The sequence below is a fragment of the Maribacter aurantiacus genome, from assembly GCF_005780245.1.
In the GTDB taxonomy this organism is placed as follows: domain Bacteria; phylum Bacteroidota; class Bacteroidia; order Flavobacteriales; family Flavobacteriaceae; genus Maribacter; species Maribacter flavus.
The window spans coordinates 13,452-29,510 of sequence record NZ_VBUK01000007.1 but is presented as its reverse complement, the minus strand read 5'-3'; the positions used below and the strand labels follow the sequence as shown (position 1 = coordinate 29,510).

At 36.4% G+C, this 16,059-nt stretch carries 14 protein-coding genes; 1 reads left to right on the top strand and 13 read right to left on the bottom strand.

All coding sequences use genetic code 11. The annotated features are described in order from the left end of the window. Position 1 precedes the first annotated feature (1 nt). Positions 2 to 631 (top strand): hypothetical protein, encoded by a 630-nt coding sequence (locus tag FEK29_RS12015; RefSeq protein ID WP_138258687.1) that lies wholly within the window; start codon positions 2 to 4, stop codon positions 629 to 631. On the opposite strand, the gene FEK29_RS12010 is transcribed toward FEK29_RS12015, so the two are convergent. From FEK29_RS12010 to FEK29_RS11950, 13 genes are all read right to left on the bottom strand, one after another. After that, entirely contained in the window at positions 628 to 2,589 is a 1,962-nt protein-coding gene (locus FEK29_RS12010) for an ATP-binding protein (protein WP_138258686.1), read from the bottom strand. The genes FEK29_RS12015 and FEK29_RS12010 overlap by 4 nt on opposite strands. Before the next feature lie 44 nt (positions 2,590 to 2,633). Continuing rightward, positions 2,634 to 3,896: a DUF2130 domain-containing protein gene (locus FEK29_RS12005; RefSeq protein WP_138258685.1), complete on the bottom strand. Its 1,263-nt coding sequence runs from the start codon at positions 3,894 to 3,896 to the stop codon at positions 2,634 to 2,636. 7 nt (positions 3,897 to 3,903) lie between these two features. Next, positions 3,904 to 5,691: an ATP-binding protein gene (locus tag FEK29_RS12000; RefSeq protein ID WP_138258684.1), complete on the bottom strand. Its 1,788-nt coding sequence runs from the start codon at positions 5,689 to 5,691 to the stop codon at positions 3,904 to 3,906. 1 nt (position 5,692) lies between these two features. After that, positions 5,693 to 6,841, bottom strand: a complete 1,149-nt coding sequence (locus FEK29_RS11995; protein WP_138258683.1) for a hypothetical protein — start codon at positions 6,839 to 6,841, stop codon at positions 5,693 to 5,695. A gap of 2 nt (positions 6,842 to 6,843) precedes the next feature. Then, the gene (locus FEK29_RS11990; RefSeq protein ID WP_138258682.1) at positions 6,844 to 9,486 is read right to left on the bottom strand and encodes a DEAD/DEAH box helicase; all 2,643 of its coding nucleotides are present in this window, start codon (positions 9,484 to 9,486) and stop codon (positions 6,844 to 6,846) included. Between the two features lie 3 nt (positions 9,487 to 9,489). Next, positions 9,490 to 10,497: a virulence RhuM family protein gene (locus tag FEK29_RS11985; RefSeq protein WP_138258681.1), complete on the bottom strand. Its 1,008-nt coding sequence runs from the start codon at positions 10,495 to 10,497 to the stop codon at positions 9,490 to 9,492. 3 nt (positions 10,498 to 10,500) lie between these two features. Then, positions 10,501 to 12,261, bottom strand: a complete 1,761-nt coding sequence (locus tag FEK29_RS11980; protein WP_138258680.1) for a site-specific DNA-methyltransferase — start codon at positions 12,259 to 12,261, stop codon at positions 10,501 to 10,503. Between the two features lie 3 nt (positions 12,262 to 12,264). After that, positions 12,265 to 12,459, bottom strand: coding sequence for a helix-turn-helix domain-containing protein (locus FEK29_RS11975; RefSeq protein ID WP_138258679.1), 195 nt, complete (start codon positions 12,457 to 12,459; stop codon positions 12,265 to 12,267). A 115-nt stretch (positions 12,460 to 12,574) separates the two neighbouring features. Further along, positions 12,575 to 13,537 (bottom strand): zonular occludens toxin domain-containing protein, encoded by a 963-nt coding sequence (locus FEK29_RS11970; RefSeq protein WP_138258678.1) that lies wholly within the window; start codon positions 13,535 to 13,537, stop codon positions 12,575 to 12,577. Continuing rightward, positions 13,518 to 14,345 (bottom strand): hypothetical protein, encoded by an 828-nt coding sequence (locus tag FEK29_RS11965; RefSeq protein WP_138258677.1) that lies wholly within the window; start codon positions 14,343 to 14,345, stop codon positions 13,518 to 13,520. The genes FEK29_RS11970 and FEK29_RS11965 overlap by 20 nt, the downstream gene beginning before the upstream one ends. 6 nt (positions 14,346 to 14,351) lie before the next feature. Next, positions 14,352 to 14,822 (bottom strand): hypothetical protein, encoded by a 471-nt coding sequence (locus tag FEK29_RS11960; RefSeq protein ID WP_138258676.1) that lies wholly within the window; start codon positions 14,820 to 14,822, stop codon positions 14,352 to 14,354. 3 nt (positions 14,823 to 14,825) lie between these two features. Then, entirely contained in the window at positions 14,826 to 15,452 is a 627-nt protein-coding gene (locus tag FEK29_RS11955; RefSeq protein ID WP_138258675.1) for a hypothetical protein, read from the bottom strand. A gap of 11 nt (positions 15,453 to 15,463) precedes the next feature. Next, positions 15,464 to 16,051, bottom strand: coding sequence for a hypothetical protein (locus FEK29_RS11950; protein ID WP_138258674.1), 588 nt, complete (start codon positions 16,049 to 16,051; stop codon positions 15,464 to 15,466). Positions 16,052 to 16,059: the final 8 nt, after the last annotated feature.

Genomic DNA, 16,059 nt, shown 5'->3' with positions numbered 1-16,059 from the left:
TATGGAGTATAAACTCATATCTGAGATAATTGATAGAAGTGAATCCAATAATTGGACGGATGCCAAGTTTGAATGGGATTTTGACTACGCTTATTACAGTGAGGAACTTGAATCGTGTCTATGTGGTCATTACCCAATAAAGAATATCTGTGTTATTAAAAACAAAATGAATGGCACAATAACCGAAGTCGGAAATTGTTGCGTAAATAAATTCTTGAACATTGATGACGGCAACAAGATTTTTACATCAATCAAACGGTTAAAAGAAGATATTTCAAAAAGCATGAGTGCCGAAGTGCTTGAATTCATGAAGGATAAGAAATTACTTAGCGATTTTGAATACGGCTTTTATCAAGACATCATAAGAAAACGAAACCTATCAGAAAAACAGCTGAATATTAAAGAGCGAATCAACCAAAAGCTTCTTGATTTCACAAGCTATGAATCCAATTCAAATTTTACCCGAATAAATCTTGTCTTAAAATGGGCTGAACAAAACGATTGGTTTGACACATCTTTCATCCATAGCCTCAAAAAAAGCTGTGAGAAAAAAGGGAAGCTTACTACAAAACAGGAAGAGGCTTTGGAGAATATTATCAAAAAGTTGAAAATCTCAAAAGAGGATGGTTAGAATGACTCCGGAAGATACTCCTTATACTTATTCCGTAAGTATTGAAGCCCTGCTTCGTTATCTTGGAGATTTATATTCAACTTATCTTTTATGTACTCATGTCGGATTTTTGCTTCTGACAAGACATCTCCCCAAGTAAGCACAAATACATCATAATTTTCACCCTCCACTATATGCCCTCTTTGTCTCCCTTTCTGATTCACAGAACTTGAAATTTCGGGTTTTATATCTTTAACCAACAAAATGAATCGCCACCTTGTTTTTTCTTTGGGGAATCTGGCATCATTCACAACTCTTGAAGCATAACTTTCAATCTGATTTTTTTCATCAAAACCAGCCAACTTATTAGGCTTCTTTAATTCGATAACCAAATTTTCTTTCCCTAAGCTGCCAAGTGAGTACTGAGACCATAAACACACATCCGGTATTTTACCCAATTCAGAATTGTCCTCAGAGTTCACAATTTCTTCAAAATCATCCCTCTTCATGACATCTTTCAGATATGTTTTTAGAACATTTTTCAGAGTAGAATCGTCAATTCCATACTGATAATTATCCCCAAATAGCCATGTTTCATGAATGACTATCTTATGTAGATGCTTTCTTTCTTGAACCTTTCCACCCACATCATCATTGTAAACTATTTCTTCAAGGGCTTGAATGATATGTAGCCTATTTTTTATGACTGTCATAGCATCAATTATGTCGCTAAGGCTTGATAATTCAAGTATTTCAACAAGTTCTTCACGTTTATCGTCAGGGAGTTCAATTACTTCCTCCAATATCTTTCTTAGGCTATCTGAATCCTTTTCCAAAGCTTCTTTTACAAGAGTAAGAGTAAGCTTTTTAGATTTCTGATCTTGATCCTCAAAATTTGGCAAGAACTCATTTAACTGTAAAGCAACAATATCAAAAACTTGCCTTTTACTTGATTCTACAATTCCATCTGCTTCGCCCATATATGGATAAAGACCTTCTCGCTTCAAATTTTCAATAAATTCTCCAGAGTACTTGTGAAGCTGATCTTTAATATACTGCCTTGCTATTTTCTTAGCTTCCTCTTGAATTGCCAAAATATTTGGATCCAAGCCCTCAATATCCAATTTATTTTCTCTGTGAAGCTTCTCAATGTATTCTGATTGAATAAAAATTGAAATGGGAAGTGAAGAACGGATTCCTAAGTTTGTTTCACTAAAAGGAATACCCTCTGAGTTACACAAATAAGTCTTTTTCTTGTCAATAGAGAAATTCCACTCAACGATTTTGATAACAAAGGTAGTTTCCTCGCCTTCTATCTCAGCTTTTATTTCCTCAGAATAATCATTTTTTATTAATGATTCAAAGTCAAGTTTTGCCCCATTAACTGAAATTTCAAAATCAGGATAGCTAACATAGTAGGATGAAAATTTTTGCTCTAATTCTAACTTGTTTGCTTTAGATAGTGCTTCATCAGCTCTCTTGTCGTCAACATTTTTGATTGTTATTTGAAACCCTGGTTCACCGATAAAATTTTTACCAAGAGTTTTTACATCAGAAAAGTCAGCTTTGGATAATTGATTTCTGTCCAGTTTTATAGTAAATTCAGAAAGCTGCTCACTATTTTGATAACGACTTTTAAATTCTACCAAATCCCCCAATGCAAGACTTTTCAAACGTCCTTTACCTTCTTTTCCGTGATACTGCCTACCATTTGGGCTTTGGGTTTTTACTTTCTTCTCTGAACCACCCAAACTCCCAAAAACTTGAAGAGCTTTTTCGTAAGTCAAACCATGTCCATTATCTGATATTGTAATGGATTGATATCCGTCCAATCCGTTTTGTGTGTAACTAATTTTAATCTTTGTAGCATCAGCATCCAAGGCATTCCAAATAAGCTCAGAAATAGCAGTTATGCCATTTGCACGAGTTAAAGAATCAATATGATCTTTTTCAACTGCTATGTTTATCGTCTGTGCCATATTTTATTTTACAAATTTCTAAAAATATAAGGGATAATAATTTCTTAATCTTCTATTTCATCATCCGCTTCGGGTAATTCTAAAGCCTGAACTGGTTGAATAGCATTTCCTGCGATACCACGAATTGAGCTGTACATATAATTTGTATTCAGAAGAACTTTTTGAATTTGCTTTTCTCGTTTCTTCCAATGCCCCATTATAGAACGTTTTTCTGTTTCTAAATCAGATTGCATTTGAGTAAATCCTTCAACAATTGCTTCAATTTGTAATCTAAACTCGTTGCTAGTTAAAAAATCATAGAGCATACTCATTTTATCACCTTTGTTTTCCTGAGTAGATACAGCATTACTTATTTGAATAATGGATTCACGAAGCACAAAACACAACCCTTTAAACTCTTCATAAGAACAAATCCATATTCCGTCTTTCATGCCCAATCTATCCATATCCGAAGGCATAGCATCTGTCACCAAGACACCGATATTAGCACCCTGATCACGAATGTCGTTTTTAAATTTCTCAATCCAACTAGGTTGAAAATCCTTTGTTCTTTTACTTTCATAGTAAATGGAACCACAGTTCTGCTTGGATCTCGTATTCACAACCTGAATACAATCTCCGCCACGAGCTCCCTTTTTAATCTCTTGAATTGAATCCAAAGGAAAGTTATTAGCCAACCATTCTTCAATAGCCAATTCTTGAACCTCACCTTGCATTTGCATAGAACCTTGCTCTTGCTTACGCTTCATTTCTTCAGTAAGCTTCTTTTGGTCTTCTAGCTGTTTTTGAAGTTCTTTAAATCGAAGCTCATTTCTTTCTTCTTCCGATTTACGAATCTTCTCTTTCTCAACGCTTATTTGCTCATTGATTTTACGTTGAGCTTCTGCTTCAACAGCTTCTTTTAACTCTTCTTTTTCTCGTTTAAGTTTTTCGATTTCAGCTTTAGTTCGATTAAGTTCTTTGATTTGGTCCGATTTCTCCTGCAATTCCTTTTGGTACGCAGTTATTTGTTCGGATTGTTCTTCTGCTAATTTTAATCGAAGCTTTTCTTCGAGCTGCTTTTTCTCATCCTTGAGTTGCTTTTCAAGTCTTTCCTGAAAAAGTTCATTTTCTTGTTTCTTCTTTTTCTCAAACTCAATCTTTTCTTGATGAAGAGCATCCTGTTCCTTCTCAAACTTTTTCTTTTCCTCCGCTAATTGAGCTTGATATTTCTGCTTTATTTCATCTTCTAACTGATGTGAAAGAATATCTTGAACATCAATTGAAGTTCCACAGTTGGGACATTTTATTTGTGTTTCTTTGCTCATAACATTCTTATTTTTTCCATTCAGCAAGGATTTTGTTGAAATCAACATTTTTCCATTGTTCCTTCCATATCTCAAAATATTCTATATCCGAAGATTTTGGTTCAGGATCGCATCTATCAATCTTCACTAAAGAAGGAAGTGTAATTGATTCGCCAATTAGCAATGCTTCACCAGATTGAAGGGTTGGAAGTGTTTCTGTCAAATTTCCAAGCGTATCAGGCAACAAACGTTTTACATAATTTTGATCTTCCGGGTTGGTTAGCCTCATAGCGATGAAGTTGTTACACTGAGAGAAGATCGTTTCTGATATTTCAGAAGGTCTTTGACTCACAATTCCTAGCGTAACACCATATTTTCTTCCTTCTTTAGCTATCCTTTCAATAGCTAACTTTGATGATCTGTATTTTAAGAGATCACTTTTCGGAACATAAATATGAGCTTCTTCATATAGCAATAATAGTGGGGTTTCAGCCTTTTGACCATTTGAAAGGAGCTTGCTGAAGAAGAAACCAAAATCGAATAATATTCTTGAAATAAGCGAAACTGTTATGCTAAGTACTTCAAAAGGAATTCCACCAAGATTAATTATAGTTACGTTTGATTCTTTTGAATTTTCGTACCCTATAAACTGCTTGACTGTTTCTTCAAATGAAATATCTCTTGATTTTTCTCCAAATAAAAACTCCAGACGTGTATTTTGAAGTTTGTTTTCTAATCTTTCAATAAATTTATCCAACGTTCCATCGGCATACGTTCCACTAGTAACGCTTTGGGATTTTGATGGATAGAATTGCAGCTTGCTTTCAAAGTATTTTTCAATTCTTTGTTGAGGCGAAAGTTCAACCCCATCTTCTGATTTAGTAGATTCTCCATTCTTATAGGAACCACACTCTCCAACAATCATATAACGATCGGATGCCTTGGAATTAACCGTTTCCGTCTGAATGTTAAATAAACAGTTATAAACCTCTTGAATATCAAATTTTAAGGGTGAATCAAAGTGTATTTTATCAATATCGGAGTTGTGTTTCTTTTTATTTTCCGTAATTACTTTTCGCAATACAGATGATTGGTTGTAATTATTTCTGTCTCCCGTATCCAAGAATAACTGTTCCAACTCATCACCATTTAACATCCAATAAGGAAGAGTTAAGTTTGTAGCATTCAAAACATTTGCTTCTGGAAAAGCTTGTTCGTATTCGCCATGAATATCAAAAATCACAATATGTGAATTGTTTAACCCGGTATATCCACTATTTTTTGAGTTCACCGCTTGTTGTAAAACCTTTGCGACTGTGTGTGATTTACCAGACCCTGTTGAACCTACAATTGCGAAATGTTTATTGAAGAATTTATTCCCATTTACAGGAACCTTCAAATCATTTGTTGTTAGTTTTGAAAAATGAAACTGTTCATTTTCTTTAATTCTAGTGGTGAAGATGCTGCTAAGCTCTTCTTCAGATAGTAAAGCGATTCCATTGTTAGGCGGTAATGGTATTCCATGCCCTCCACGTTCAAATGTGCTTTCTGAACCATTAATTTCAAGTGTTCCGGTAAGTTTTACCTCCAAAACAAATGATGGTTGGGTGGATTCTGTTTCTTCGTCACCGTTGTCCTCATCTTTAATACGGTAGTTTTCGATTATTCCAATAACAAATTTAGTGTCATTGTTTTTGTAAGGAATTTTGATGTAGCTACCCAAATTAAACTGATCATCAAAAAGACTTGGATCAACTATCTCAATGCTAATTGAGGTAGATGAAACGTTTATTATTTTAAAGTTGTTTGAATCCATTCTAAAAGAGTTTTAATATTTGTTCTGTATTTAATTTACTGACAACTTGATGGGTAGATTCACCGATTAAATTATGTGTTGCACAGTCAACTAAAATCCATGAAGCAGTTAATCCGAATTCGCTGATATTATCAAAAGTTTCACTTGATATAATCCTTGCTTTAAATGAAGTTTTCGAAAGACTATTTGTTGGCTTTCCACCCAGTATCTTTTTATTAATAATTGCAGGAGATTCGAAGTGCTTCTGACTAAAGAGAATAGCCTCGTAGCCATCATTAAATGGGCAGTGTTGATTTATAAGATACCTTTTTACGCTTTCAACTTTTTCAGAAGGAATTACAAATATGAGAGGCTTAACATCGTGAGTTGCCTTATGATAATGTTTTTCAATTAATTGAAGTATAAACGACGGAAGATTGCAAGAATCTGTTTCTGCCACTTCTCCTAAATACATAATTGTATGCTGATTTTTAATTGGCTTTTTGAACCTTGCCTTTAAAAGCTTGAAGTACTCCTGTTCACCTTTATACTCTTTAAATGAATTAAGAAATATAATTTTTCGACCTTTATTGAGATAATCGACTAGTTCTCTTTTTGTAATTTGTCTTCCTGTTTGGTTGCTAGGAGAGTTATCTACAACCTTTTTTCTTAAGTAATCAACTAATATTGAATAGAAATAAATAGCATCATCTTTGGAATTAACAAAGCCCAATAATTGTAGTTTATTCAGTGCTGTCTCAAATTGAGTCTGAAATGTTTCTGAAAATCTAAGCTCAAACGCATTCAAAAAGTCATTTTTATCACCGGTAGTAAAACGTCCTTGTTCTTTTCCTAATATGTTATTTAAAAACGTTAAATCTACGTTTTCAGAATGTCCATTAGTGTCCGAAAAATAGCAATACAAAATGTACCTTTTCGATCTGTCATTTTGAAATTCCTCTATTAACTGAATAATAGGTGCTCGTATTACAGAAGGAGTTAGCTTTGAAGCTTCTTTGTATTTCACTTGCATTACAAAATCGCTGTTATTGATGTCCTGAATTTGTTCAAGACACAAAACATCGTTTTCATCAGCAGAATCTAGTGCTTCAATTAGTGTTTTATCAAATTGAAATTCAAAGCCTTTTATAGCATAGTACCCTCCATCCATACCTACATCTCCTTTATTAATTCTTTTGCTTTATCCAAGGTGTATGCACCATCCACCTCTTTTTGGTCGAATATCATAAAGTAGGCAAAATCATGTCCTGCTTGTTTTTCCCATTCATTACCTAATCGACATTTTGCAGCACTATCCGTGTTATCCAAGTGGTCTCCTTTGGTTTCTACTAGAATAGTTTTACCTGACTTGGTGTATAGGATAAAATCCGGGTAGTGGTTGGCTTTAAATCCATTGATATAAAATCCTTTTCCACGCTCTAAGTTCCTGTGCCAAAACACTACGTTGGAAGAGGTTCCAATTTCCATGATTACTTTCTCTTCAAAGTTGTTCATTGAACCCTCTCTTTCATATAAAGAGTTACCGATTGAAGAACCTAAGTTTCCTGGAACAATAGCTTCGGGTAAAGTCCAGTTGGACATTACTTTAATCTTCCTAGACTTTATAAGGTCATTAAATCGCTTCTCTGCATACTCATCTGAAAGACTTCGGATTTTTGCCTTTATTTTATCTGTATAGCTCCATTTCCTTACCAATATATCTCGGAGTTGCTCTGCATTTAATCCTTCTAAAATTCTGCTTACATACTTTTGAATTTCCTGATCGGCAATGGGGTACATATTCCCAATAATCTTCATTATTTGGTATGTAATGTCTGCTATCTGATTTTCTTTTGGTTTTGCCAAAATGTATTCGGCAATAGGATCTTTGATTACTTGGTCTTCAATCTTTGTGAAAGATGGTCGATATTCATTTTTCTTGGCTTCTTCCAAGTCAATTTTATACAGGTCGGACGAAATTTGGTCGAAGTCAATTTTTGTGTCTTCGTCTGCCAATTTGAAGTCTTTCAGAAGTGATTCTCTATTGAGCAATTCTTCACTTGTATTGAAAATATCACTGGCTACCACATTTAAAAAGAATTGTGGAAGTTTTATGCTTGTGGCACTTTCACGGCAGTTTTCTTTCATGCCGTATCGTTTTACTTTTTCACCCATTTCCTGAAATATATTTTCATCGACCGGTTGCTTACTTTGTTCCTCTATTTGTTTTTCTAACTCTCTGTTTTGTTCTTCCGCAATAGCCTCAATTTCATCTATCACAGGGGTAGAGGCAGGAGTTCCGTCTTCTTCAATGTTTGGATTGAAGGAAATTCTATTTGTATCAATTGTTTCTTCCGCTTCTTGTTCTTCATGTTTTTCAGGGAATAGGAATTGATCAACCGGATCTACAACGCTTGTAGTTTTCTCTTCTTCGGTCATAACATCACGCTTGCGATAATCCTTTTCGCTAAAACCGGATGCTTGCAACCCTTGTACTATACTCTGCAATGTTTCATTGAACTTTGCCGAAGCGGTAAGCACATAAGAAAGATTCAACTGAAAAGATTTGTGTCTCTGAACATAAGGCTGACGTAAAACCCTTCCTAAAATTTGCTCAACATCTACCGAAGATGATTTATCAGCTAATGAGGCTAAGATGTACGCAAAAGGACAATCCCAACCTTCTTTTAAGGCGTTGATCGTAATAATGTATCGTACTTCACATTCACGACTCATCAAGTCAATACCTTTGAGCTCGTCTATGTTAGCTGTTTTTATTTTGATTTGCTCTTCAGGGATTCTCAAAGCAAGCAATTGTTCTTTCAATTTCTCAAAGGTAGTGTTGTCGTCATTCGTTTTCGGCTGTGCCTGAAACAACACAATGGGACGAATGTACTTTCCACCTTCTTCTTCCTGTTTCTTTGCCAGTAGTTCCAGTTTGCGTTGAAGATGAAGTGCATTGTTGATGACTTCCGTTTTATCGTGATTGTTGTAAACGATAACTGGAAGCTTAACCATATTCTCTTTTTTTAGCTCTATGGCAGGAACCAAACTCACAATATTGCTATTGTTTTTTGGCGTTGCTGTAAGGTCTAAAATGAAAGAAGGATTAAGGTTTTTCAGCATATCAACACTTAAATCACTTTCAGCATTGTGGCTTTCATCTACCACTACCACCGGATTTAAACTTCTGATTACGTTAATCAATGCTGTTTCGTCCGTATCGGTTAGTAAGTGTTCTTTATTGGCATATTGTGACACGAAGGATTCTAACTGACCATTTTCTTGAAATACTTTACGGTCTTCCTTTTTCTTTGCACGCAAACTGGCAAAGTTCATCACGATAATGCTCAACTGGTCTTGCACAACCGTAGGATTGAAATTAGAACCTTGTAGTAAGTTCTCTTTCTCATACACTTCAACTCTATGGTTGAATAATGAATTTAACTTTTGGCGGTATGGATGCTCAGGATTGGAGAGGTTTGCAACGGTTTGTTGCAAAAGGTTACTCCAAGGCACTAACCATATTACCGCTTTTGGTTTAGAGCTATCATAAGCTGAAAATATTGTATGTAAAGCATTTACTGCAATAAAGGTTTTACCACCTGCGGTAGGCACTTTTACACAAACATTGGCAGCTTTCGCTACGTTGTTTTTATAGGGTTCCATTCCTGTTCCATCAAATGCGTTGTATGGTCCAATTTTATCCTCCCAATATTTATTAAAAGCAAGGTCAAGGCTTTTGTGTTCCTGAATATACTCCAAGTATAGCTCCAGGTCTGTAATTACTTTTTGTTGATATCCTTTTAATTCCATGCTCTATTTCTTTAATCTTTTGATGTGTTTGTCAAAATCAGATTCTATTTTCTGTGTTTTGTTAAACACGGTGTATTGTTGCTCTGCCTTTTGTAAAGCTTGTTTTCGAGATACGTTCCCTTTGCCTTCCAAAATCTTGTATTCGTTGAATGTCAAAAACTTATTCACGCTTTCGGCAAGACTTTCCATAGTAAAGGTATTTCTGCGTTCAATAAGGTTTTCGATGTAATCGAAATAACCTGAAACCGTTCTTTCCAATTGTTTTATCTCCTTTTCTTGCAGGTAGTTTTTAGCTACTTCGGTGTCCGATTTAAGGATTCTACCATCCGGAGAGTTTTTCCAAGTGGTCAATCCCATGTTTTCTTTTTTGGCATCTGCATTTAAGTAAATGATTTCGGCAGCCGTTTTTCCTGTAATGGCAAAGTGAAATTTGTTTTGAACCGCAGCATAAAAATTCTTGGTGATGTCCGATTGGGGATCGTAGTCGATGCTACATTCTGCAAAAATATCGGTGATTTGTTGGTAGATTCTGCGTTCACTTGCACGGATGGAACGAACCCTCTCCAGTAATTCCTTGAAGTAGTCTTTACCAAATGTGGTTCCTGCTTGTTTCAAGCGATTATCATCCATTGCAAAACCTTTAATGATGTACTCCTTTATAACTTGGGTTGCCCAAATTCTAAATTGAGTACCTCTTGGGGACTTCACTCGATAACCAACTGATATGATAACATCAAGATTGTAGTATTCAAGATCTCTTGATACCTCTCTTTGACCTTCGGTTTGAACTGTTCGGAATTTCCGAACAGTTGGATCCCGTTCCAACTCACCTTCGTCAAAAACATTCTTAATATGCTCACTTATAGTGGATTTAGCTTTCCCGAACAACTCTTGCATCCCATCTTGGGTAAGCCAAATGGTTTCGTCCAGTACCAATACATCTAACCTTACCTCACCATTGGGTGTGGTGTAGAGAATAAATTCTGATTCGTTTGGAATTAAATTACTCATGGGCTAAAATCTCGTTATATCCCTAGGGATTTTTTTGAATATAATATTGTTCTTCGCCATAAACTCCTTTGGTAATAAGCAGTTATCTGCATAGATCACGTACTGACCGGCTTTGGTTTTAATGCTGCTTAAAGCATCATAATCCAAAGTAGTGAGGGCGTTTTTATCGTACACAAAATAGTAGGCAGTTTCGTCTTTAGAACCTAAGAAATGTTCGTTGTCGTTTCCTGATTTTGGATCAATGAAAGGTGTTCTTGTTTCGCTATACCAGATGTACTCACGAATTTTTTCAATTCCAACAGCTTCGTTTAGGTTTTCGTTGGTATCGAATAAAGGCAAGCCCAATTCATAAAAATCGAATGACCCGCCTGTGCCTTCCGTTTTCTTAGCATCCTTTCCGTAGCCTTTGATTACTCGCTTAACCCTTTCGGTAGTAATGGTATTGGCATAATCTTCCATTTCTACCAAAATGAATTTTCGATTGCCTCCGTCTTGCTTATTCAAGTTTAATACGGCATGAGCTGTGGTTCCTGAACCAGCAAAAGAGTCTAAAATAGTTGGGTTTTTAGTGTTTAACAACCCTATTAAGTATTCTATCATGCCGACATTTTTTGGGTTGTCAAACATGTTAGATTTACCCATAATATTATTTAAGGCGTTTGTTCCTTCATTGGTTGAAAAATCTAAAATACTTCTTGAGTTTCCAGATTTTATTGATTTATATATAAGCTTTCCTTCGGTCTCAGAAACATCCTTTTCATCAACAAAAGTTCTCTTTTTTACAGCATAAGAACCTTTTTTTCCTGTTATCACAATATTTTCTTTCTCTGCATTGAATTTTTCCAATGACCAAGTCCAACATCCCAATTTTCCTCGAACTTTTGGTGGTCTGATAGGTAAATACCCTTTTTTTACTAGCTCTTTATCTTCAGAATAAATCTCATTCAAATTATTTGATGTTTTGGCTAGTTCAACATCATAATCCTGAACAGCAATTTTATCTATTGTTTTAGGGTTGAAATATACTGTATAACCCAAATTTGGACGAGCATTCAGAGTGCCTCCTTCACCTCTAGTAGTTATAGCATCATTGATATAATAATACTTTTCACCTTCTTGAAGAATGTCTCTTATTTTAAAATCGTTATGAATCAAAGATGGCTTTACTTTTGTGCCATCTTTATAATGAGTTTTCTTTCTATAAACAAGGATGAATTCATGGTTCTTTTGAATATTTACTGTATCATTTTTTGCATTCATTTTATTTTGGATTATTGGTCCAATAGAGTTTGAATGCCCAAAAATCTCATCACACAATAGTTGTAAATGTGCTTGTTCATTATCATCAAGAGATATGAATATGACACCTTCATCTGATAAAAGTTGGTGTAATAGCTTAACTCTAGGGTACATCATACACAACCACTTGTCATGACGTGTTAAATCATCTCCTTCTTTGCCAACTACTTCGCCCAACCATTTCTTTATTTTAGGATGGTTTACATTGTCATTATACACCCATCCTTCATTTCCGGTATTGTATGGAGGGTCTATATAGATACAATCAATTTTTCCTTCGTATTCAGGCAATAGAGCTTTTAATGCCTCCAAGTTATCGCCATGAATAACTTTATTTCCTGATTGTGTAGCTTCTTTTTTATCGCCTTTGGCATCAAAACCATACTGATGTTCCAACACTCTAAAAGGAACGTCCCTATGGTGGTTTACTACTTTATCTTTTCCTATCCAATGTAATGTTGGCATCTGTTATTTTTTCTCTTCGTTAATCAATTCCTTTACTTCAACATCTAGTATTCGGGCAATTTCAAACAGCACTTCCAAAGTAGGTTGTCGCCTGTTTTTTACATAGCCGTTTACCATGTTATAGCTTTTACCTAGCTGCTCTGCTAACCAGGTTTGCTTGATTCCTTTTTTATCAAGAATCTCTTTTATCCTGTTCATCTTTATCGTTTTTGAACTAGACATAATAATTCGGGCTAAAGATACTAAAATGATTGACTTTTATATCATTTTGTGATATATAAATATTTACCGTATCTCAAAAAGAAGGAGGGAATTAAGAACCAAAAGGAGAATTTGGTCCGGTTTCGTGGTGGCGTAAGTACTCGGTAATGAGTTTTACGGTAGCTGCTGAACGGTTTTTGTATAAGGGCTTGTCCTGATGATCCCTTTCCTGAAGCATCATGCGTATTTTGCGTTGGTCTTCGGTATCAATAAACTTCTTGCAGGCACGTATAAAAGCATCACGGCTGCAACCTCGAATTTTAAGTCTTCGCATATCCACATACACAAAGAAACTTCTGCGTTTTTTGTATTCGTCTTTACTGATGCTGCCATCGGCAAAGGCATTGTTAGCAAGGTTGTATTGTTCATCTACAATGTAGGTCGCAATTCGTACTAAAAAGTAATTAGGAATTCGGCTTTCATACCTCGATACATCATCTACTTGATGGTGTAAACGGAGCCATGTACAGTTTTGCCACTCGGTGGTGGTGATTTTAGCAATAGACTGGTGACTAATCATAATATCCAGTCCATTGTGGCGGTTGGTAGTAAGTAAACCTACCACAGTTTGACCTTTTGCACCCACCATGTATTTATCTAAATCTTCCAGTACCAACAAACCGTTTTTGAACTGATTTACCATGCGTTGAACCACTTCACGCTTTTCCTCAATACTCATGTTTTGTCCGTTTTTGGCTATTGGTCGGATCCTACGAGCTTGCACCTTGGTAAGGGCTTTGATATGAAAAGGACTTACCGTTGGAAACATCGGGTAATCGTCATCATTCACATCAAAAGCCAGTACCTTTCTACCTTTCCGTCCGGTAGAGGCATCGTCTTTCATGTAGTGGCGTATCTCGGTTACATTTCGATAGGTTTTACCCACACCGGTTTCACCACAAATAAGTACCAACATGGGTTGACGTTCCAAGTCTTCTTTGGAATAAGTAATGGGCTTTCTGCCTCTGGTCGATTTCTTTTGTTCTATGTCTTGATTAGTCGTTTCCTTCTTCATCCTGTGCTACTTCTAATACAGTGTTTTCTAGTTCATCCTCTTCGGTTTCCTCTTCCATCGTAGGTTCATAAGCCGGTTCGGGCATGGCATTGGCTTTTTCTTCCCGAATAATTTCCAGTATGCGATCAAGCAGTATTTCATTTTCTGCTCGTATTTCCATTACTACCTGAGCTTTCTTCATAAGGATAGAGAGTACCGCACCCAGTAATTGCTGTTCGGGAGTGAGCTTTTTGGCTTTCTTTTTCAGAATGGCAATAAGCAAAGGGCGAAGCAGGATTTTGTCCTCTTCATCAAGCTTGATGCGTTTGACGTTTTTAGCATTCTGCTCGTCAATAACCTGAACAATCTCTTCAAAGTCGTAGAAGTCTTTGTGCTTTTTGATTTTCACAAAAAAGCCACTTCCAACGGCAAGCACATTGTCGGTCATACCCAATAAAGTATCCGCAGCTTGCTTGGCATGTCCGGTCGGGAGTTCAAAATCTTCTCCGTCTAGTTCATCCAAACTGTCTTCACCTTCTTCATAGGAGCCAATTTCCTGTTCGGGGGCATCGTAGATGTTTTGGTCAAAGTCATCGTTTATAGATGGTTCTTTTTCCATTTCTTCTTCATCTGATTCTTCCTGCTCTTCATTTTCCTCTATCGGTTCTGTTTCTTGTTTAGGAGTAACTACCTTTTTGCCATGACCGATTTCATCTTCTACTACCGGTTGGTTTAGCGGACTGTTATTCTCGTCCGGAATCTCTTCAAAAGCCACGTTTTCGGCTCCTGAATTCAATACTTGTTCTACTTCTGAATGTATGTCCTTCATGGCTGTTTACAGTTTTGATATAAATTGAATGCTTCGCTCTTCCAGTTGGTCGTACAACTGAATGAAAGGCTTGTAATAGTGCGGAATCGTCAAGCGTTCATCTACTTTTTGTTTGTAGTAAATGATGTTGCGTTTTCCGGTTCCAAATACCTGGGCAACTTTGGCGTAGCTGTATGAAGTGTATTTGTGGTACAAATGATAACATGCCATGCGAGCTTCCCGGTACTCGGTAGTGGTGTTGGTATAAAAATCTTCTTCCTTCAAATCAAACAAGGTAATTGCCTCATTAGTCAGGAAGGTAAGTAGCAAAGGAGCATTGTTTTTTACCGGTTCAAACTGAGCTTTTTCTACAAAGCTGCGAAGCAATACCACCGTTTTTTGCAAACCGATTTTACCCACCACCATGTCGATATGGTATTGTAAATCCTCATAATCCGAACGCATGGTTTTCCCATGAATAGTGCTTGTTTCTTCCATAGGCTAGCGTTTAATGGTGTAGGTGTAAGAGAACATGGCTTTGTATAGGGAATATTTACCCACTTTGACTTTAGAAGCTTCCAACGGGGTTTTGAATCCCATTTTCTGTAAATCAGTTCGGGCAATTTCTCTTTTCCCTTTAGCATACAACTGATCCAAAATGGCTTCATCAGAATTTGCCTTACCATTTGTTTTGGGAGCCTTGTGCTCAATGGCAAAAACCTCATAAGCTTCTAAATCGGATAAGTCTTCAATTACTCCTTCGGTTTCTTCATCGGTATTTAATCCGAATACTTCCTGATTTTTATTGAACAGGGCTTTGGCTTCTTTTTTAGAGACAATCTTCCAAGTGAATCCATCACTAAAACTGTATAAGCTGCCCGGTTGCAAATCGTCTTGTTCTTCATTGTTTTCCAACTGGTCTTCAAACTCTTCGTAAAGGTCTTCTTCCAATTCCAAAGAGAGATGGTCGAGCTTTTTAGCCAAACGGTCATGGTCATCGTCTAGGGCATGTTCCAAATCTTCTTGCAGCTCTTCAAATCCTTTGATTCGTTTTTGCAATTGCTTAGGGAGCTGTTCTGTTTTTAGCTTGTTTTCGGCAAGGAAAACCTGATGCGGATATTTTTTCATGTGTAAATGTTTTATGCGGTTTGTTCTGCTTTTTCCTTTAACTCACTGAATTTCTCATGCAATTCATCTTCAATAGGCTTAATCTTGTTCATGCCCCAAATGCGTTTGAGATCGCCTAAGAATTTCTGCACGGCTTTTTCAGTTTGCTCTACCTTGTTTGGATCCTCTTTGATTGCCTTGGGCATCATGTTGGCAATCTTTTTCATATTGTCCTTTAGCTTGGTAGTAAGCTTTCGTTTCACCGGCTTTTTGATTTCCCCCGAAGCCATTTTTTGCTTTCGCTCTTCACGTAGCTTTCTCCTACACTCAGCGAGGTAGTCCATGGTTTTTTCCGACTTCTCTACAATCTTTTTGGATTGAGCTTTTTTGAGCTGTTTTTTTTGCTCTTGCTCTGCCTTGTCAGTTAGCTCATCTTTGATGGTAGCAATATCTTCTTTGAGCAATTCAATAGCGGTTTCGCCAATTTGCTCTGCCATGTCCTTCATGGTTTTATCGTCCGGAAATTCTTTTAAACCTTCCAGTGTTTCATCGTAAATGCTCAAAGCCTCCAAGGAGCGTTCGCTCAATACCTTTTTGGCTACACCTTCTTTTTCGAGCAATTTGTATG